General features: G+C 66.0%; 14 protein-coding genes and 1 pseudogene. 7 read left to right on the top strand and 8 right to left on the bottom strand.

Annotation, left to right across the window (positions count from 1 at the left end; translation table 11 throughout):
* Nucleotide 1 precedes the first annotated feature (1 nt).
* On the bottom strand, nt 2–2,248 hold the full coding sequence (locus K2O50_RS14980) for a TonB-dependent siderophore receptor (protein WP_050705467.1): 2,247 nt from the start codon (nt 2,246–2,248) through the stop codon (nt 2–4).
* 123 nt (nt 2,249–2,371) lie between these two features.
* On the bottom strand, nt 2,372–4,099 hold the full coding sequence (locus K2O50_RS14975) for an NAD(P)H dependent flavin oxidoreductase family protein (protein WP_050705468.1): 1,728 nt from the start codon (nt 4,097–4,099) through the stop codon (nt 2,372–2,374).
* Here K2O50_RS14975 and K2O50_RS14970 point away from each other — a divergent pair, their 5' ends adjacent.
* Entirely contained in the window at nt 4,100–5,590 is a 1,491-nt protein-coding gene (locus tag K2O50_RS14970; RefSeq protein WP_050705469.1) for a PLP-dependent aminotransferase family protein, read from the top strand.
* A gap of 6 nt (nt 5,591–5,596) precedes the next feature.
* Here K2O50_RS14970 and K2O50_RS14965 read toward each other — a convergent pair whose 3' ends face one another.
* Nucleotides 5,597–6,385: a formate/nitrite transporter family protein gene (locus K2O50_RS14965; RefSeq protein WP_050705470.1), complete on the bottom strand. Its 789-nt coding sequence runs from the start codon at nt 6,383–6,385 to the stop codon at nt 5,597–5,599.
* 295 nt (nt 6,386–6,680) lie between these two features.
* Between K2O50_RS14965 and K2O50_RS14960 the strand changes: the two genes are divergently transcribed.
* Both K2O50_RS14960 and K2O50_RS14955 read left to right on the top strand, forming a co-directional pair.
* Nucleotides 6,681–7,484, top strand: a complete 804-nt coding sequence (locus tag K2O50_RS14960; protein WP_050705471.1) for a DNA-binding protein — start codon at nt 6,681–6,683, stop codon at nt 7,482–7,484.
* A gap of 245 nt (nt 7,485–7,729) precedes the next feature.
* Entirely contained in the window at nt 7,730–8,623 is an 894-nt protein-coding gene (locus K2O50_RS14955) for a sterol desaturase family protein (RefSeq protein WP_050705472.1), read from the top strand.
* Here K2O50_RS14955 and K2O50_RS14950 read toward each other — a convergent pair.
* Nucleotides 8,606–9,292 (bottom strand): helix-turn-helix domain-containing protein, encoded by a 687-nt coding sequence (locus K2O50_RS14950; RefSeq protein ID WP_050705473.1) that lies wholly within the window; start codon nt 9,290–9,292, stop codon nt 8,606–8,608. The genes K2O50_RS14955 and K2O50_RS14950 overlap by 18 nt on opposite strands.
* 204 nt (nt 9,293–9,496) lie before the next feature.
* Here K2O50_RS14950 and K2O50_RS14945 point away from each other — a divergent pair, with 204 nt between their 5' ends.
* Complete coding sequence (locus K2O50_RS14945; RefSeq protein ID WP_050705474.1) at nt 9,497–11,176, top strand: MFS transporter; 1,680 nt, start codon at nt 9,497–9,499, stop codon at nt 11,174–11,176.
* A gap of 60 nt (nt 11,177–11,236) precedes the next feature.
* On the opposite strand, the gene K2O50_RS14940 is transcribed toward K2O50_RS14945, so the two are convergent.
* From K2O50_RS14940 to K2O50_RS14930, 3 genes are all read right to left on the bottom strand, one after another.
* Nucleotides 11,237–11,806, bottom strand: a complete 570-nt coding sequence (locus K2O50_RS14940; protein WP_050705475.1) for a hypothetical protein — start codon at nt 11,804–11,806, stop codon at nt 11,237–11,239.
* 89 nt (nt 11,807–11,895) lie between these two features.
* Nucleotides 11,896–12,282: a VOC family protein gene (locus K2O50_RS14935; RefSeq protein WP_050705476.1), complete on the bottom strand. Its 387-nt coding sequence runs from the start codon at nt 12,280–12,282 to the stop codon at nt 11,896–11,898.
* 121 nt (nt 12,283–12,403) lie between these two features.
* On the bottom strand, nt 12,404–13,123 hold the full coding sequence (locus K2O50_RS14930; RefSeq protein ID WP_050705477.1) for an IclR family transcriptional regulator: 720 nt from the start codon (nt 13,121–13,123) through the stop codon (nt 12,404–12,406).
* A gap of 171 nt (nt 13,124–13,294) precedes the next feature.
* Here K2O50_RS14930 and K2O50_RS14925 point away from each other — a divergent pair, with 171 nt between their 5' ends.
* The 3 genes and pseudogenes from K2O50_RS14925 (at nt 13,295) to K2O50_RS26925 (ending at nt 15,515) form a co-directional block, all read left to right on the top strand.
* Nucleotides 13,295–14,047: an SDR family NAD(P)-dependent oxidoreductase gene (locus tag K2O50_RS14925; RefSeq protein ID WP_050705478.1), complete on the top strand. Its 753-nt coding sequence runs from the start codon at nt 13,295–13,297 to the stop codon at nt 14,045–14,047.
* 91 nt (nt 14,048–14,138) lie between these two features.
* Nucleotides 14,139–14,930, top strand: a pseudogene (locus K2O50_RS26930) (PAS domain-containing protein); the annotation flags it as partial.
* 90 nt (nt 14,931–15,020) lie between these two features.
* Nucleotides 15,021–15,515 (top strand): methyl-accepting chemotaxis protein, encoded by a 495-nt coding sequence (locus tag K2O50_RS26925; protein ID WP_409077828.1) that lies wholly within the window; start codon nt 15,021–15,023, stop codon nt 15,513–15,515.
* Here the strand turns inward: K2O50_RS26925 and K2O50_RS14915 are convergent.
* Nucleotides 15,490–18,771, bottom strand: a complete 3,282-nt coding sequence (locus K2O50_RS14915; RefSeq protein ID WP_050705480.1) for a transporter substrate-binding domain-containing protein — start codon at nt 18,769–18,771, stop codon at nt 15,490–15,492. The genes K2O50_RS26925 and K2O50_RS14915 overlap by 26 nt on opposite strands.
* Nucleotides 18,772–18,774 lie beyond the last annotated feature (3 nt).

The raw sequence follows: 18,774 nt of genomic DNA, 5'->3' as shown, positions 1-18,774 counted from the left end.
GTCAGAAGTCGATGCTGGCGGATACCTGCATGGTACGCGGCGCACCCAGCCCCAGGCTGGTGAGCAGCGGCATGCCCCAGTAGGCCTTGTTGGTCACGTTCTCCACCGTGCCGCGCAAGGTCACCGGGTGGTCCGCCACCTGCAGCCGGTAGCGGGCGCCGACGTCATATATCGTGTAGCCAGGGATCGACTGGCTGTTGTCGTCGCTGATGTACTGCTTCGACACGGCGGTGGCGTTGGCGGTCAGGGTCAGGCCATCGAGCAGCGGGGTGTCCCATTCCACGCCCAGCTTGCCCTGCAGTTTCGGCTGACCGGTGGCGGTCTTGCCTTCCTCGGCGGGGTTCTCGGCCTTGGTCACCTTGGGGTCCAGGCGCGCCACGCCGCCCATCAGGCGTACGTCGCTCAGCGGGGTGCCGAAGAAGCTCCACTCGAGCCCGCGGTTACGCTGTTCGCCACCGAAGGAGAACACCTTGGTCACCGGATCGGTGAAGCTGCTGGGGCGTTCGATCTGGTACAGGCTCAGGGTGTGGGCGAAGTCGCCAAGGTCGAGCTTGATGCCGACTTCCTTCTGCTTGGACTTGTAGGGCGCGAACACTTGGCCGGCGTTGGGCGCGGTAATCGGGGCGATGGCACCCTTGCTCAGGCCTTCGATGTAGTTGGCGTACAGCGACACTTCGTCGGTGACCTTGACCAGCACCGCTGCCGCTGGCGTCGTGGCGCTTTCGTTGTAGCGCGTGGTGTGCGCGCCGGTGCTGACGTTGAAGCTGTCGGTCAGCACCTGCTGGCGGCGCACGCCGAGGGTGAGTTGCAGGCGCTCGTCGAGCAACGACAGGGTGTCGGCCAGGCCGTAGCTGCTCAGGCGCGACTCGGTGTGGGCGATGGCCGGGTAGCTCCTGGCGGCCTCCGGCCCCCAGACCGGGTGGTAGATATTGTTGATCCACTCGGCCCCCGGGACGTTGCGCCGGCCATAGTCGCGCTGCTTGTCCGAGTAGTGCGTGGCGTTGAGCGACCATTGGTGACCGACGCCGAACGTGTCGAAATGGCCGCGCAGGCCGGCCTCGCCCGAAGTCTTCTTCAGGTCGATCTTCAACTGGCCCATGTTCGTCTGCAGATCCCCGGCGGTGTTGAGCACCTCGGCGAGCATGGTGCCACTGTAGGCGTAGTCGGTCTTGCTGGTGCCGGCTGCGGCATAGGCCATGAGGTTGTCGTTGAGGTCGTACTCGCCGCGCACGATCACGCCCTTGTCGCGGGTCTGGACGAAGCCCCAGTCCGGGTTGAGCAAGGTCTCGGACTTCGGCGGCCTGGGCACGGGCACGCCCGCGGCCAGGCCGATGCCGCGGTTCTGGCCCCTGACCCTGTCCTCGCTTTCGTACAGGTCGGCGGACAGGCGCGCCCGCTCGCCACGCCAGTCGAGGCCCAGGGCGTTGAGCTCGGCCTTCATGCGCTGATGGTCGGTCGCGGTGTCGCCGTCGCGATAGACGCTGTTGAAGCGCACGCCGAACTGCTGCTCTTCGCCGAAGCGGCGGCCGACGTCGAGGTGCCCGCCGAACTGCGCGTCGGACATGTAGGTGGTGGTGATCCGCGTCAGCGGTTCGGCGCCCGCGCGTTTGGGCACCAGGTTGATGCTGCCGGCCACCGAGCCGGCCGGTGGCATGCCGTTGAGCAGGGCAGACGGGCCCTTGAGCACTTCGATGCGCTCGTACATCTCGGGCGAGATCCGGTAGTAGGGCGCCATGCCGTACAGGCCACCGATGCTCACATCGTTGATGTTGGAGTTGAAGCCGCGGATCGAGTAGTTCTCGCTGTAGGTGCCCTTCAGGCCATTGCTGAACACTGCGGGGTCGGTCGCGGCGATCACGTCGGTGACGGTTTGCGCCTGGGTGTCCTGGATGTACTGGTCGGTGTAGCTGATGGTGCTGAACGGCGTCTCCATGAAGTCCTTGTTGCCCAGCAAGCCGACCCGGCCGCCCGAGGCCACCTGGCCGCCGGCGTAAGCGGGGGGCAAGGCACTCGGGGCGTCGAGGTTGCCTTCGACCCGGGTCTCGGTCAGCTCGAGGCTGCCGTTGGCCTGGCCTTGGCGGGTTTTTTCCACTTCCTCGGCGCGTTCCACGGTCTGCGCCGCGGTCACGCTCATGGACGCGCCGCCCAGGCCGAGCAGCAAGGCCATGTGCACGGCGGCGAAGGTGCGATTGAGGTCGAAGTGGGGCACAGCCGGCTGCTGCGCCGGGCTGACACGCTGTTGCGACATGCTGGATTCCTTTCGATTCGCAAGTGAGTGAAGGCATTCACTAGGCTTTCCGACCCAGCACGGGAAAACCTCAATGCAAATCATTAACATCCAGTGGTGCGGTTGGCGCTCAGCCAGGCAGGGTCAACGGGCGATGAGGATATCCTCGAAGAACGCCCCGACCGGTTCGCTGGGATGGCACAGCTGGATCTCCAGCACCCAGACCATCTCCCCCGGCACGATCTGCAGGTCGGCCAGTTTCTCCTGCCCGTACAGGACATGGGGGAAGTCGGCGATGCGATGCCCGGCCAGGTTGCGCTCCAGGCGCCAGCCCCTGGCCTGGGCGCTGCGCTCGGCAACGTTGTACAGCTCGCGCCCGGTCAGCCCTCCGCGCCAGGCCTGGCGCGTTTCGGCGAACACCGCGTGCAGCGCTTCGACACAGGCGTGGTGCAGGGGATGTTCGCCGAACACGAAAGTGTCGCCATAGTCGCCCTCGTAGCCGTCCCAGACCGGGCCGAGGTCGACCACGGCGATATCGCTGGCGCGCAGCCTGCGCTGCGGGTCGATGCCCTGGCGCGGGGTGCGCACGGTGTCGTCGCCGAAGCGGATATAGGTCGGGTGCCAGGTGTGCGAGGCGCCCATGGCCCGCAAGGTGCGCTCGGCCATGGCCAAGGCCTGGGCGGTGGTCATGCCGACTTCCAGCTGGCCGGCGATGGCGGCCAGGGCCCGTACCGTCTGTTCGCGGGCGGCGAGCATGCCGTCCAGCGAGTAGCGCGGGCCGACTTTCTCCAGTTGTGGGTCCAGTGCCGTCGACGGCAGCGCTGCGCCGCTGGGCACGAAGGCCTCGGCGATGAAGCGATGGGCCTGCACGCCTGCGCCAAGGCATTGTTCGCGGACCTGCTGGATCATCGTGCCGTTGCCACAGGCATAGACCTGAGTATCGGCCCAGTAATGTGCCTGGGCCAGTGCCACTTGCTGCACGCGGGCCTGTGCCGCCAGGACCGGGTACCAGCGAAAGCGAGGGTGCGCCTGGCTGCTCTGGTCGAGGAACGCACGGTCGTAGAAGTCGGCCGGCGAGGCGCCGCCCCAATACAGCGTGACCTCGGTATTGCGCGCCAGGGCCGTCAGCAGCAGCGGCTTGATGCCGGCATAACCGGTCCCTGTGGCGAACAGCACCACGGGGCGTTCATCTTCATGTTGCCAGGTGCAGGCCCCCACCGGGCCTTCGAGCATCAGCACATCGCCGATGTCGAGTGACGGCAGCAGGCGTTCGGAGAACAGGCCGCCAGCGACACTGCGTATCTGAAACACCATCCGTCCCTGATCCAGGGCCGGCAGGTTGGCGATGGAGAAGCAGCGGCTGTCACCGTTATCAAGGCGGAACCTGACGTACTGGCCTGCACGTACCTCGATGGGTCGTTCGGGTTGCAGCACCAACTCGGTGATATCAGCGCTCAGGGGGCGTTTGCCCAGCACCCGCGCGCTGAAGGTCAGTGTCGGCGTGTCCAGTGACCAGCCGGGAATCGCCAGGCGCATGTCGCCGCAGGCGTGGCTCTGGCATAGCAGCAGTTCGTCGGCGGCCAAGGGGTAGGAGGGCGCGGGCGTGTCTGTGTCGCGCTGCTTGTCGCGATATTGACCGGCGACCACCTTGACCTTGCACGAGCCGCAGGCGCCACGACGGCACGAGAAGGGCACGGCCAGGCCGCTGGCGAGCATGGCGTCGAGCAGCAGCTCGTCGCCGGCCTCGAAGGTTCTGCCCGAGGGCGACAATTCAATGACATGGTGGCTGGGCATGGCGACCTCGCGGCAGTGGGAGCGGTGATTGTTGCGGTAGACTTGGACCAGGAGAACCTCCAGTTTTGGATAATTCACATGGTCCAGTTACGCAAATGGCGGCCGTTGCTCAACCTGGAAGGGGGCGAGCTGCAGGCCTCCTATCGAAAGATCGTCGAGGGACTGGTCAGCGCGATCAGCGATGGCCGCCTGCTTCCCGGAACCCCCTTGCCGGGTACTCGGGACATGGCGCAACTGCTCGACGTCAATCGCAAGACGGTGATCCTTGCCTACGAAGAAGCGGCGACCAAGGGCTGGCTGTACAGCGTGCCGCGTCGTGGCACCTTCGTCAGCCAGCAGCTCGCCGCGCAGGCGACGCCGGCGCGCGAGGTGGCGCAGCCATTCGCTCCGAAATTGCGCGATGCGCCTGCCACTGCGTATTTCGCGGCGAGCGAACAGGCGACGGCGTGGCATCAGCGCCCCGGGGCGCTGTTCTTCGACAACGGCGCCTGTGACCATCGCCTGTTGCCCCAGGCGGTCCTGCACCGTTACTACCGCAAGGCCCTGCGTCAAAGCTTCGCCACCAATACCGTGCGCCATGGCAGCGACGGCAGCGGCCATCACCTGCGCCGCGTGTTGGCGGACATGCTGCGCCAGGAGCGTGGGTTGAACGTGGGGGCCGAGCATATCTGCCTCACCCAGGGCACGCAGATGTCGCTGTACCTGGCCGCCAGCGTGTTGCTCAGGCCTGGTGACGTGGTGCTGGTGGAGCGGCTGAGCTATCCGCCGGCCTGGGAAATCTTCCGCCAGCTGGGCGCCCGGCTGGAGACCGTGGACCTGGACGAGGAGGGTTGTCGGGTCGAGCAGATCGAGGCGCTGTGCCGGCTGCATCCTGTGCGCTTTCTGTATGTCACGCCCCACCACCAGTTTCCCACCACCGTCAGTCTGCGCGCCGGTCGCCGGCGGCAGTTGCTGGAATTGGCGCGGCGCCATGACTTCTGCGTGATCGAGGAGGACTACGACCACGAATACCACTTTGCCGGGCGGCCCTACCTGCCGCTGGCCAGTGATCCCCTGCAGCGCCATGTGATCTATGTCGGCTCGCTGTCCAAGTCATTGGGCAGCACCTTCCGTTGCAGCTTTATCGTTGCGCCGCCGGCGGTGACCGAGACGCTGAGCCGCACTGCGGCGCTGATCCTGGGGCAGGGCGATGCGGTGATGCAGCGGATGCTCGCCGACCTGATCGAGGCCGGTGAGCTCAGGAAGCACCTGCGGCGGGTATCCAGGGAGTACCGGCGGCGCCGGGATTTGCTCCTGGGCTGCCTGCGCGAAGCCTTTGGCGAGGGCATCGCGGTGCAGGTGCCGGAGGGTGGGTTGGCGCTGTGGGTGAGGTTCGCCCCGTCGATCGACGTGGATCGGCTGGTGGTCGAGGCGTTGCGACTGGACCTGGTGGTGCGTGCCGGCCGGCAGTTTTCACCCGCCGGCCAACCCGAGAATGCCCTGCGCCTGGGGTTCGCCTCGCTGGATCCGGACGAGATTCGCCAGGCCGTGCAGCGTCTGGCCCAGGCCGCGAGGGCCGTGGCTGACTGAAGCCTGCTACTGCAGCGCGACCTGTTCCTGCGCCGGGGCGCCGAACGAGACGTAGTAGGCCAGGCCGACGAAGATCGCTCCGCCCACGGCATTGCCCAGGAACACCGCCGCCAGGTTTTCCAGCAACTGCCCCCAGCTCAGGTAGCCGGCAAAGATCGCCGCCGGGATCAGGAACATGTTGGCCACCACGTGCTGGAAGCCGATGGCGACGAAGGCCATGATCGGAAACCAGATGCCGAGGATCTTGCCGCTCATCTCACGGCTGGCGTAGGACAGCCACACGGCCAGGCACACCAGCCAGTTGCAGCCGATGCCGGAGACGAAGGCATGCAGGAAATCGGCGCTGACCTTGCTGGTGGCGCCCGCCAGGGTCTTGCCCAGGTACGGTCCCTCGGTCAGTCCGAGCAGATGGCCGAAGCAGTAGGCGACGAACAGCGCGCCCAGCAGGTTGGCCAGGGTCACCAGGGCCCAGTTGCGCGCCACTGCCCACAGGCGGATACGCCCGGCGAACATCGCCAGGGGCAGGCTCATCATGTTGCCGGTGAGCAGTTCGCCTCCGGCCAGGATCACCAGGATCAGGCCGATGGGAAATACCGCGGCGCCCAGCAGGGTGCCGAACGAAGCCCATGGCGTGGGGATCATGGCGCTGACGTGGATCGCCAACAGGAAACCCAGGGAGATGAACGCCCCGGCCAGGAAGCCGAGGATCAGGGTGGCGCGGGTGGGCAGGTGGGCTTTGCGGGTGCCGGCTTCTATGACCAGCTCGGTGATCCGGGAGGGGGTATTCACAGACATTTCAACAACTCGAACGCAAGGACGACGGCTTGGACCGTGGATTGGGGTTTGACAGCGGCGGGGCGGCTTCGAAGCGGGCGGCACGTTAGCTGAGGCAATTTGACGCGGTCAAATCGATAGACTGGATGAGGTGATAGATCTCATCTATGAGGGGCGGGTATCAAAGCGGTTGTGCTATATGAAAGCGACTGTAATGGATGAGCTGCAACCGACGCGCTTGAAAAGGCGGCGCGGGACGTGCAGTATTCACCAAATTACATGGTACATGCCATGGTATGTAATGGTGGAGTGAGCAATGGCCCGCATAGGCATCGACAAGGCAGCTGTTCAGCAGGCGCGGCAGGCACTGATGGCCCGTGGTGAGAATCCCAGTATCGACGCGATACGTATCGAGTTGGGCAATACCGGGTCCAAGACCACCATCCACCGCTACCTGAAGGAACTCGATCGTCAGCCTGCGTCGCTGCTGGGCAACAGCACGGCGCTGAGCGAACCGCTGGGTCGGATGGTCGGGCGACTGGCCGCGCAACTGCAGGAGGAAGGGCAGGCGCGCATCGACGCTGCCGAGGCCGCGGCCGAAGCACGCTGCGCGGCGATGCAGGCTGAATTGCAACTGGCTCAGCGCGAGCTGGCCGGCGCGCTGCGCCAGGTCGAGACCTTGAGTGGTGCGCTGCGAGTCGAGTCCGAACGCCTGGCCGCCAGCCAGGCCAGTCTGCAGGCCGAACAGCTGCGCAGTGCCGGTCTCAGCCAGTCCCAGGGCGAATTGCAGGCACGTCTTGTCGACAAGGACGAGCAACTGCGCGTCAGCCTCGAACAGCGCCAGCAGGAGCAACGCCGCAGCGAGACCCAGGTGCGCCAGTTGCAGGGCCAGTTGCAGACCCTGCAGCAGGGCGCCGTCGCCCGTCAGGATGAGCTGACCCGCCTGCACCGAGACAACGAACGCCTGCTGGCCGAGCAGCGCCAGGCAACGGCACAGAGCCGGTTGCTGGACGAGCAATTGCAGCAGCGCGACGCCCAGGTGCAAGGGTTGCGGGCGATACTGGCCCAGGCCCAGGGCGCCAATGACGAGATGCGCCGCCAGTTGGCGGTGCGAATCTAAAGAGTCTCGTATTCATCGACAACCCCTGTAGGAGCGGCCTTGTGCCGCGAAAGGGCCGCAAAGCGGCCCCGGCGATCTTTTCATCGACGCTGAAATCCTGGGGCCGCTTCGCAGCCCTTTCGCGGCACAAGGCCGCTCCTACAGGGGACGTGTGCAGGCCTGGGGCAGGAAATGCGCCGTTCGTTCAAGCGTCACGCTCAGGCACCCGGCAACACTGGCGGCTCCATCCATGACCGGAGCCCTCCATGCGCATCCTCTATGCCCCATGCTTCTTCCTCGGTTTCATCGGTACAGCCGTCTACCTGATCAACCTCGGCGCCGACATTCTCTGGCTGTTGCCCCTGCTCGGCGTGGCCATCCTGCTGTCGTTCACCTGCGAAGCGCTGTACCCGTACAAGCCCGCCTGGAGCGAGGCTGACGGGGAGGGCGGGCGCGATGGCCTGCATGCGCTGGTCAACGAAACCCTGAATGTCGCCAGTATCGCCACGATTCCACTGCTCGCCGGCTGGCTGCCGGCCAGCGGGCTGTGGCCCAGCCATTGGCCAGTGCTGTGGCAATTGCTGCTTGCCATACCCCTGGCCGACCTGGGCATCACCCTGGTGCACTACGCCAGCCACCGCAGCGCGTTGCTCTGGCGCCTGCACGCGGTGCATCACAGCGTGACCCGGCTGTACGGCTTCAATGGCCTGATGAAGCACCCGCTGCACCAGCTCGCCGAGGCCCTCGGCGGTGTGCTGCCGCTGCTGTTGCTGGGCTTGCCGCAGGATATCGCGGCGCTGCTGGCTTTCAGTATCTCGGTGCAGTTGCTGCTGCAGCACAGCAATGTCGACATGCGCATCGGCGGCCTGCGCCATTTGTTTGCCTGGGCACCCGTGCACCGGCTGCACCACCTGAAGTACGGCACGCTGGGTGACGTCAATTTCTCCCTGTTTTTCCCGCTGTGGGATCGCCTGCTGGGAACCGCGCTGCACCTGCCGGGCTATGGACTGGCCGATGACGACGTGGGCATCGGTGATCGCCCGGACTACCCGCAAGCGTACCTGGCACAGCTGCGTGAGCCGTTTCGCCCGACAGCCACGGCGCAGCCGCCGGCACCACTGCCGCGCGGCCTGCGCCAGGCCCTAGGCCAGCGAATCTGAGCGCAGGTGGCGCAGGGCCTCGCTGGCGCGGATACCGAACTGTTGACGGAGGCTGCGGGACAGGTGTGCCGAGTCGGCAAAGCCCGCAGCCATGGCCGCCTCGGTCAGGGACATGCCGTCAAGGGCCTGGCGCAGGGCCATGCGCAGGCGTTGCCAAAGCACCAGGCGTCGTACCGACAGGCCTAGGCTGCCGCTGAACAAGCGCTCCAGCTGACTGATCGACAGCGCGGCGTCCTGCGCCAGTGTCGTGGCTGGCAGGCGCTGCTCGTCCAGCGCCCGGATCCGCGCCAGGGCTCGGGTCAGGCGCGGGTCCAACGAGCGGCGCGGTGCCAGGCGCAACGCCTGGGCCAGACCCGGGATATCACGGGGCGCCTGCTGGCAGGCGTCAAGCAAGGTCTGCAGGGAAAACGCCAGGGGTTCGGCGAACAAGGTGATGCAGGGTGTCTGATGCCCGGGCATGGCGTGGGGCTGCAACGACTCGATGGCCAGCAACCTGCCGCTGCACGGTTCGCCAGCGATCTCAGCACATACCTCGCCCTCGAGTGGCAGCAGCACCTGGTGGGCATAGTGGGCGTGGACACTGGTGCACCCTGGCGTGCCGAGCAGCAGGCAATGGTCATCGGCCAGCCAGAGTCGACCCCGCCAAGCGCTGTCCTGTCGTTCGTTCATCCCGGGCTTCCTATCCGTATTGGTCAATAAACACTCATGCGAGTGGATATCGTTCAAAGGCCGATTATGCTTGAGGTGACTTGCCGCGATCCGAGGTCGATGCCTCGTGGTGCTTCGCGCAGCCTGCAATGCCCTTGGGCCTGGGTGCGTGCTTTGGGATCTGATGGAGCACTCCGGTCTACCACAACCAGACGGAGGCGACCCATGGCGGTCCTTGACAGCGCATCCACGGGCAGTAGCGCGCCCCAACGTGGCATTACCCGGGAGGAGCGCAAAGTCATCTTCGCCTCGTCCTTGGGCACCGTGTTCGAATGGTACGACTTCTACCTCTACGGATCACTGGCGGCGATCATCGCCAAGCACTTCTTCGCCGGGGTCAACGAGACCACCTCGTTCATCTTCGCCTTGCTCGCCTTCGCCGCCGGCTTTGCCGTACGGCCATTCGGCGCCATCGTGTTCGGCCGCCTGGGTGACATGATCGGGCGCAAGTATACCTTCCTCATCACCATCGTGATCATGGGCATATCCACGGCGGTGGTGGGGCTGCTGCCCAGCTACGCGACCATCGGCGTGGCCGCGCCGGTGATCCTCATCAGCCTGCGCCTGCTGCAGGGGCTGGCGCTGGGCGGCGAGTACGGCGGCGCCGCCACCTATGTGGCGGAACATGCGCCCAAGGGCAAGCGCGGCTTCTTCACCGCATGGATCCAGACCACCGCCACCCTTGGCCTGTTCCTGTCGCTGCTGGTGATCCTGGCCTGCCGCACAGCCCTGGGCACCGAGGCGTTCGAGGCCTGGGGCTGGCGCATCCCGTTCCTGCTGTCGATCCTGCTGCTGGCGATCTCGGTGTACATCCGCCTGCAGCTCAACGAGTCGCCGGTGTTCATGAAGATGAAGGCCGAAGGCAAGGCGTCGAAGGCGCCGCTGACCGAGTCGTTCGCCCGCTGGGAAAACCTCAAGGTGGTGATCATGGCGTTGCTCGGCGGCACCGCCGGGCAGGCGGTGGTGTGGTACACCGGGCAGTTCTACGCGCTGTTCTTCCTGTTGCAGACGTTGAAGATCGACCCGCAGACCGCCAACCTGCTGATCGCCGGCTCGCTGCTGATCGGTACGCCGTTCTTCATCGTCTTCGGCAGCCTGTCCGACCGCATCGGGCGCAAGAAGATCATCATGGCCGGCTGCATCATCGCCGCGCTGACCTATTTCCCGATCTTCAAGGCGCTGACCGAGTACGGCAACCCGGACGTGTTCGTCGCCCAGGAGCAGAACCCGGTGGTGGTGGTGGCCGACCCCGGGCAGTGCGCGTTCCAGTTCGATCCGGTGGGCAAGGCCCGGTTCACCAGCTCCTGCGACATTGCCAAGAGCCTGCTGGCCAAGCGGGCGATCCCGTATGAAAACGAAAAGGCCGAGCCCGGCAGCGTGGCGCAGATCCGTATCGGTGAACGGGTGATCCCGAGCTTCGAGGGCAGCAGCCTGGCCGCGGCGGACCTGAAGACCCAAAGTGATGCCTTCACCGCCACCCTGACGGCGGCCCTGAAGGAAGCCGGCTACCCCGAGAAGGCCGACCCGGCGAAGATTCACTACCCGATGGTGTTGCTGCTGCTTAGCATCCTGGTGATCTACGTGACCATGGTCTACGGGCCGATCGCCGCCTGGCTGGTGGAGCTGTTCCCGGCGCGGATCCGCTATACCTCCATGTCGTTGCCATACCACATCGGCAACGGCTGGTTCGGCGGCTTCCTGCCGACGGTGGCCTTCGCCATGGTCGCGGCGACCGGGGACATCTACTACGGGCTGTGGTACCCGATCGTGATCGCGGTAATGACCGCGGTGCTGGGAATCTTGTTCCTGCCGGAAACGAAAGATCGCGACATCAACCACACCTGACCGGCCGCAAGCCCGCTCCACCCGCTCGTGGGAGCGGGCTTGCCCCGCGATGACGGTTGATCAGTCGAAGTATCCACGCAAGGTAAATCGGTACCCGACATCCACCGCAGAGGTCTGCGGTTTGGCATACGCCTTCTTGAGCACGAACTCGATCGCCGGCTCGTACAGCCCGTCACGCACCACGGCGCCCGCCAGTACCTCCACCGTGTACCAGCCGTTGTCCAGCTCGATGATCGGCCGCCCCGGCTCCTGGTAGCGTGCCAGCAGGTCGCCCAGGGCCTTGTTGGTGAAGTGCTGCAGGACGCGCCAGGTGAACAGCATCAGCGCACGGTTCTCGACTCGCAGCCCATACCCCGCACGACGATGCTTGAGACGGCTGCCGGGCTCCAGCAGCGCCGGCGTGCGCTCGTCGAGGGTGAACAGGATGCGGTAGGGCAGGTTGTCGATCCCGGCCAGCGGCAGGATCACCCCTTGCGCCACCGCCAGGTCGCCGCTGTCGCCGCTGGTGAAGGCGCGGGCCAGGTCGTCAGGCAGGTCGTGGTCTTCCTTGAACTGTTCGAGCAGTTGAACATCGCCAAGCAGGAAATAGTCGATCAGGTCGTTGAGCACTTCACTGAATTCGTAGCGCATGGGTTGTCCTTGTTCTGGCTGCGCCGGGGGAAGTCAGCAATGTAGCAGTCCGCGGGGAAAACCACGCGGGTATCAGGCAGGGGTGTCGGCTAATGCCGTTGGGCGATCTGGATCAGGTTGCCGCAGGTATCGTCGAACACGGCCACGGTAACAGGGCCCATGGCCGTGGGCGGCTGGGTGAACTGCACGCCGGCCTTGCGCAGCCGTTCATACTCGGCCTGGATATCGCGCACGCCGAACGAAGTGGCGGGAATGCCGTCCTGCTTGAGCGCGGCCTTGTAGGTCTTGGCTGCGGGATGGGCGTCGGGTTCGAGCAGCAGCTCGACGCCGTTGGGATCGTTGGGGGAGGTGAGGGTGAGCCAGCGGTGCTTGCCCATGGGGATGTCGTGCTTGGGTTCAAAGCCCAGGACATGGTGGTAGAAGGCCTGGGCCTTGGCCTGATCGTCGACGAGGATGCTGGTGACCACGATCTTCATGTGTATCCCTCTGGAGGGGCAGCATCGCGCTGCGGGTACCTGGGGATTATAGAAGGGTCGCCTGCATCGGGTGGACTGGCTCGCAGACTTTCAACCGGAGATCGCTGCGCCTTGTCGCGCGTCAGCATTTCACCAGGTCGAACAGCGAGCGCATCGCCCGGGTCGCCATGCGTCGCATTACCGGCGCCTGCAGGCGTTGCGCCGGCCCGCCGGCACCAAGTGCGGCGACCACCTGGCCGCGCAGGCGCAGGGGCAGGGCGAAGCAGTGCAGGTCTTCACGAGAGGCGGCCAGGTCGAGGGCAAACCCCTGGCTGGCGACCTGGTGCAGCTCCTGCTCGAGCGTCTGCGGGACCGGTTGGGTACGCAGCAGTTGCCTGGCCAGCTGAGGGTCATGGGCCAACAGTACCTTGCCGATCGCCGAGGTGGCCAGGCCGTCGCGACGGGTGTCCGCGGGCAGTTGCAACGCCTGACCCCGGCCATCCAGTGCTGCCAGCGTGAGGTAGGCACGCGTGCCGCCGGGCACCGCCAGGAAGCAGTGTTCCCCACACAGGTCGGCAAAGGCGCGCAGCGCCGGGGTGAAGGCCTGGCGCAGGCGCTGCTCGGTCTCGCTCAGTGGTTGTGCCAGCTGGCGCAGGCGCAGACCGAGGGCATAGTGACGCTGCTCGCGGGTGACGTATCCCAGCGACATCAAGGTATCCAGCAGCCCATGGACCGTGCTCTTGCCCAGGCCACTGCGTTCGGCGAGGTCGTTCAGGCGCGCCCGGCCGCCTCCGGCGCGGATGAGTTCGAGCAGGTGCATGGCTCGCTCCAGGGACTGGATCTGGCGACTGTTGGCGGACATAAAGCGATCCCGGCATTCGATGGCTGCCCATTGTGCCTGCAATCGCAAGGTGGCGCAGGCGCTCGAGTTCGGCAATGTCGAACCTTGAGGCTTTTCTGCGCCCGCTTCCACTGTTGACGGGGGGCTGTGCCTACACTCGCCGGCAATTCAACCAGCCAGAGGAATCAGTACATGGATCTGCAACTGCAAGGTGCCCGGGTCGTGGTCAGCGGCGGCACACGGGGTATCGGTCGGGCCATCGTCGAGTGCTTTCTCGCCGAAGGCGCCCAGGTGGCGTTTTGCGCGCGGGACGAGGCTGGGGTGCGCCAGGCCGAGGCCGAGTTTGGCGACCAGGCCCGCGGCAGGGCGGTGGACATCACCGATGCCGTGCAGGTCGACGGGTGGATCGCCGCTGCCGCCGAGCGCATGGGCGGCATCGATATCGTCGTGCCCAACGTCAGCGCCCTGGCCCACGGCAGCGAGGCCAGGATATGGCGCCAGGCCTTCGAAACCGACCTGCTGGGCACGGTCGGCATGGTGACGGCGGCGCTTCCCTGGCTCAGGGCCTCGGCGCAGGCGGCGGTGGTCTTGATCTCCAGCGTGTCCGGACGTGAACTGAGCAGCTTCGACGAGCCGTACGGGGTGCTCAAGGCCGCGCTGAATCACTACGGCAAGACACTATCGGCGCGCCATGCCGGCGAGGGTATCCGGGTCAATTGCGTATCGCCCGGCAACGTCTATTTCGCCGATGGCGTCTGGGGGCGGATCGAACGCGAGCAGCCCGAGGCGTTTGCCCGCAGCCTGGCGGCCAACCCGCTCGGACGCATGGCGCGGCCGGAAGAGGTCGCCCGGGCCACGGTGTTCCTGGCCAGTCCGGCGGCAAGCTTCATCAGTGGCACCAACCTGCTGGTCGATGGCGGCCTGACCCGCGGCGTGCAGTTCTGACGACAGCCCGGGCCTGGACTGGCGGGAGTTGTGGCCACGGGCAGACAGACGGTACAAATGCCTAATCCAAAAGTGATATCAGATCGCTTGCATGGCGCTTGGGCCGATCTATGCTCAGGGCATCCCGTGGATACAGGAGCCCCGGCCCATGTTCGAATACCATCGCAAGTCCGATCTGGTCGAAATTCAGCGCGCCCGGCAGGCCCTGGCGGGCATGGAGGCGAAACTGGCCGCGATCAGCCGTTCCATGGCGATGATCGAGTTCGCGCCGGATGGCACGATCCTCGAGGCGAACGAGCACTTCTGCAAGACCATGGGCTGCAGTGCCGACGAGATCCGCGGCAAGCACCATCGGATTTTCTGCGACCCGACCTACGCCAAGAGCGCCGAGTACCAACAGCTCTGGCGCGAACTGGGTGAGGGCAAGGCCATCAGCGGCACCTTCGAGCGCCTGGACAAGGCCGGTCGCGAGGTGTGGCTGGAGGCCAGCTACATGCCGGTGATCGACGAGCGCCAGCAGGTCACCAGCGTGATCAAGGTGGCCTCTGACATCACCCGGCATGTGATCGAGGAGCATGAAAGCGAAAGCCTGCTCAAGGCCATCGGCCGCTCCATGGCGGTGATCGAGTTCACCCCGGCCGGGCGGGTGATCAAGGCCAACCAGAACTTCCTCGATACCATGGGCTATCGCCTGGAGGAAGTGGTCGGGCGCCACCATGGGCTGTTCTGCCTGCCCCATGAGCGCGAGTCGGCCGAGTACCGCGACTTCTGGGCCTCGCTTAATCGCGGCGAGTACCATTCGCACCGCTTCGAGCGCGTCAACAAACAAGGCCAGACCGTGTACCTGGAGGCGTCCTACAACCCGATCTTCGACAACAAGGGCCGGTTGTACAAGGTGGTGAAATTCGCCAGCGACATCACCCGTCAGATCAGCACCCAGCAGACCGCCGCCGACGCCGCCCATGCCAGTTCGATGCAGACCGACGCCTGCGCGCGCAAGGGCACCCAGGTGGTGCAGCAGGCGGTCGAGGTGATCGAGCAGATTTCAACCGAGCTGAACGATGCCGCGCGCACCATCGATGCGGTGAGCAAGCAGTCCGAGGTGATCGGGCAGATTGTCCTGACCATCCGCGGCATCGCCGACCAGACCAACCTGCTGGCGCTCAACGCTGCCATCGAGGCGGCCCGCGCCGGCGAGCATGGCCGGGGCTTCGCCGTAGTCGCCGACGAGGTGCGCAACCTGGCGGCGCGCACCAGCAAGGCGACCCTGGAGATTGTCGAGGTGGTGCGACAGAATCATGATCTGTCACTGACCGCGGTGGCCAGCATGCAATCAAGCCTGACCCGTACGGGGCTTGGCGTGGAGCTGGCCAACGAGGCCGGCACGGTGATCATGGAGATCCAGCAGGGGTCGCGGCACGTGGTGGACGCGATCAGCCAGATCAGTTCGACCCTTCAATTGCACTGAGGCTCTGGCGCAGCTCCAGCTCCAGTCCGTGCAGACTGGCCTGGAGCCGGGCGAGCAGCCGGTCCACCGGCTCGCCTTGGGCGATGGCCTGCTCCAGGGCCTCGCAGTCCTGCTTCACGCCCCTGACCTTGAGCATCTTGGCGCCCCCCTTGACCCGGTGGACCACCGGTACCAGGGCCTCGGGTAACGGATTGGCGCCGAGCGCCTGCAGTGCCTGCAGGTCCTCGGCGCTGCTTCGTGCCAGCTGCTCCAGCAGGCGCCTGATCAGCTGGTTGTCGTCCTGGGTGAGGTGGCGCAGTTCGGCCAGGTCGAAGCCGCTGGGGCGCGGTGCTTCCCCAGCCAGGTCAGGCTGGGGCGCGGCAGCCAGTGGCAGGCAGGCCCTGAGTGCCTGCAGGCCGATCGGCTTGAACAGGCATTCATCCATGCCGTTGTCCAGGCAGCGTTGACGCTCCTCGGCCTGGGCGTTGGCGGTGACGCCGATGATGCGACAGGCCGATGCGCCAGTCTTGCGCTCCTGCGCCCGAATGGCGCGGGCCAGCTCATGACCATCCATGACCGGCATGCTGCAGTCGGTGATCACCACGTCGAAGTGACCTGCCTGCCACAGTGCCAACGCCGCCTTGCCCTGGTCGGCGAGGCTCACCTGGTGGCCCAGCGAGCGCAGCTGTTTGTCCAGTAGCAGCAGGTTGGCCGGATAGTCGTCCACCACCAGGACCTGCAGCGGCCCGCTGAGGACTTCGACCACCGGGTTGACGAGCGTCGCGTCGGTGTTGGGCTCGGCGCCGGGCAGGGTGAGGCGGACATCGACCTGGGTCCCCAGGCCCTCGATGCTGTGCAGGGTCAGCTCGCCCCCCATGAGTTCGCACAGCTCGCGGCTGATCACCAGCCCCAGGCCGGCGCCCTGGCGGGCCTGGCGACCATCGACCTGGGAGAAGGTGGTGAACAGCCGCGCCTGGTCGCTGGCGCCAATGCCCACGCCGCTGTCCTTGATCTGCAAGCTGGCCTGGTGCAGGCCGGCATCGAGCGAGGTCATCAGCAGTGACACGTCGACCTGGCCGTGGTCGGTGAACTTGATCGCGTTGCTCAACAGGTTCGACAGCACCTGCTTGAGGCGCAACGGATCGGCCAGCACCCAGGCCGGGGCGCCAGGCAGCACTGCACGCAGGGCCAACCCCTTGAGGCGGGCGCTGCCCTCGAAGATTCGCAGGGTGGAGCGGATCAGGTCGACCAGGTCGACGGCCACCGGTTGCAGGGTCATGTGGCCGGACTCGATGCGTGAGATGTCCAGCACATCGCCGATCAGCTCGAGCAGGCCGATCGCCGAGTCGTGGGCCGCCTCCAGGGCCTGGCGATCGCTATGACCGTGCCGGCTGTCCTCAAGGGCCATTTCCAGCAGGCCGATGACGGCGTTCATCGGCGTGCGGATCTCATGGCTCATGACCGCCAGGAAGGTGCTCTTCGCCCGGCTGGCCTGTTCGGCATCGTCCTTGGCCTGGCGCAACTGTTCGAGCAGGCCGCGGCTGAGTGCCAGCTGCTCCTGCAGCGCACGCTGGGCCTCGCTGCGCTGGTGGATCAACTTGCGCAGGTAGGTGTTCCAGAACACCACGCCCGTCAGCAGCAGGGCGGCCAGAACCAGGACCTGCAGGGCCAGGGTGCGGTAGTTGCGCCAGGGGCTGTCGCTGACCACGGTGTTGGTGCGCCAGCGATTGACCAGTTGCTCCAGCTCGTCGGGTGGAATGCTCAGCAACGCCTTGTCGAGGATCGCCTGCAACTGGTGTTCCGTCGGGCTTACCGCGAAGGTCGCCAGCGCCGGTTCGTCGCCCAGCAAGCCGGCAATCCTGAGCCGGCCGTTGAACACCTGGTTGATGAAGTAGGTGGCATTGATCTGCGAGCTGAGGGCGACATCAGCGTCGCCGTTGGCCACGGCCTCCATCAGTTGCAGGGGGTTTTCCCGTTCGACGGTGTGCAGGCCGGGGTACTGGCGTTCGAGCCCTTCGAGCGAAGGCGAGCCGCGCAGCAATGCCACCCGTTGGCCTTGCAGAGGTTGCGCGGCGTCCAGCGCTGGCGCGTCCTGGCGGGTGACCAGGACCCGTGGGCTGATCATGTAGGGGCGGCTGTAGCGCACGCGCTGGGCGCGAAGCACACCGTAACCGATGGCACCGATCATGTCGGCCTTGCCCTGGGCAACCTGCTCGACCATGTCCTCGAACGATTCCGACTCGACGACCTGGAAGCGCAGGCCGGTGCGCAGGCCGATACGCTCCAGCAAGTCCAGGGCGATGCCCCGAGGTTGCTGTTGGGCATCGGTGAAGCTCAGCGGCGCGAGAGAGGTGTTGATCATCACCTTGATCTGCCGGTGTCGGGCGATCCAGTCGCGCTCCTCGGCCGTCAGGGCGTCCAGGCGACGGTCGAGCAGGACGCTGGTGCTGCCACCGGTCCAGCGGCGCAGGATGTTCAGCCGCTCACTGTCGGCGATGCGCGCCAGGGCGAGGTCGACCAGTTGCAGCAGGCGTTGGTCGTCGCGGGCCAGGGCAAAGGCGAACGTGCTGGGTGGCGCCTTGACGAAGTGATCGACCTTGACCCGTTCCTGGAAACCCTTGGCAATCGCGTAGTCGGCGCTGATCGCATCGCCCAGGTAGACATCGGCCTGGCCCAGTGCCACCGCGGCGACACCCGCGAGGGTGGAGCGGTAGAGGTTCAACTGCGCGCGTGGGTAGAGCTGCTGCACCGTATGGATGGGCAGGTAATGGTCGACCATGGCCAGGCGCAGGCCTTCAAGGTTGTCACCCTCGGGCAGGCTCTGGTTCTGTCGCGACACGATCACCGGCAGGTCGTCGGCATAGGGCGTACTCAGTACCAGGTCGGCATCACTGGCTTCGAAGGCATTGGAGCTGCCCAGCAGGTCGATTTCGCCCGCGCGCAGCGCATCCAGGGCCTGGGCGCGGCTGGCATAGCGACGCACTTCGATCGGCACGCCCAACTGCTCGGCGATCAGGCCGGCGTAGTCGGCGGTCAGGCCCTCGTAGTCGGCCTGGCTGATGTTGATGTCGAAGGGCGGGTAGTCCGGGTGCGAGCTGCCCAGTACCAGGCGCCTGCGTTCATTGAGCCACTGCCGGTCGGAAGCGGCCACCGCCAGCGGTGGCGCCGCGCTCAGGGCTCGGGCCAGCAGGTGGCGGGGCTCGCTGTGCACTTCGGCGTTGGCGGGCAGCGACAGCAGCGCGACCAGCAGCAGGCAAAGCGATGTCCCCTTGTGCATGGC

Source organism: Pseudomonas sp. 2hn, assembly GCF_019646095.1.
In the GTDB taxonomy this organism is placed as follows: Bacteria; Pseudomonadota; Gammaproteobacteria; order Pseudomonadales; family Pseudomonadaceae; genus Aquipseudomonas; species Aquipseudomonas peradeniyensis.
This window is presented reverse-complemented; position numbering and strand designations above follow the sequence as displayed.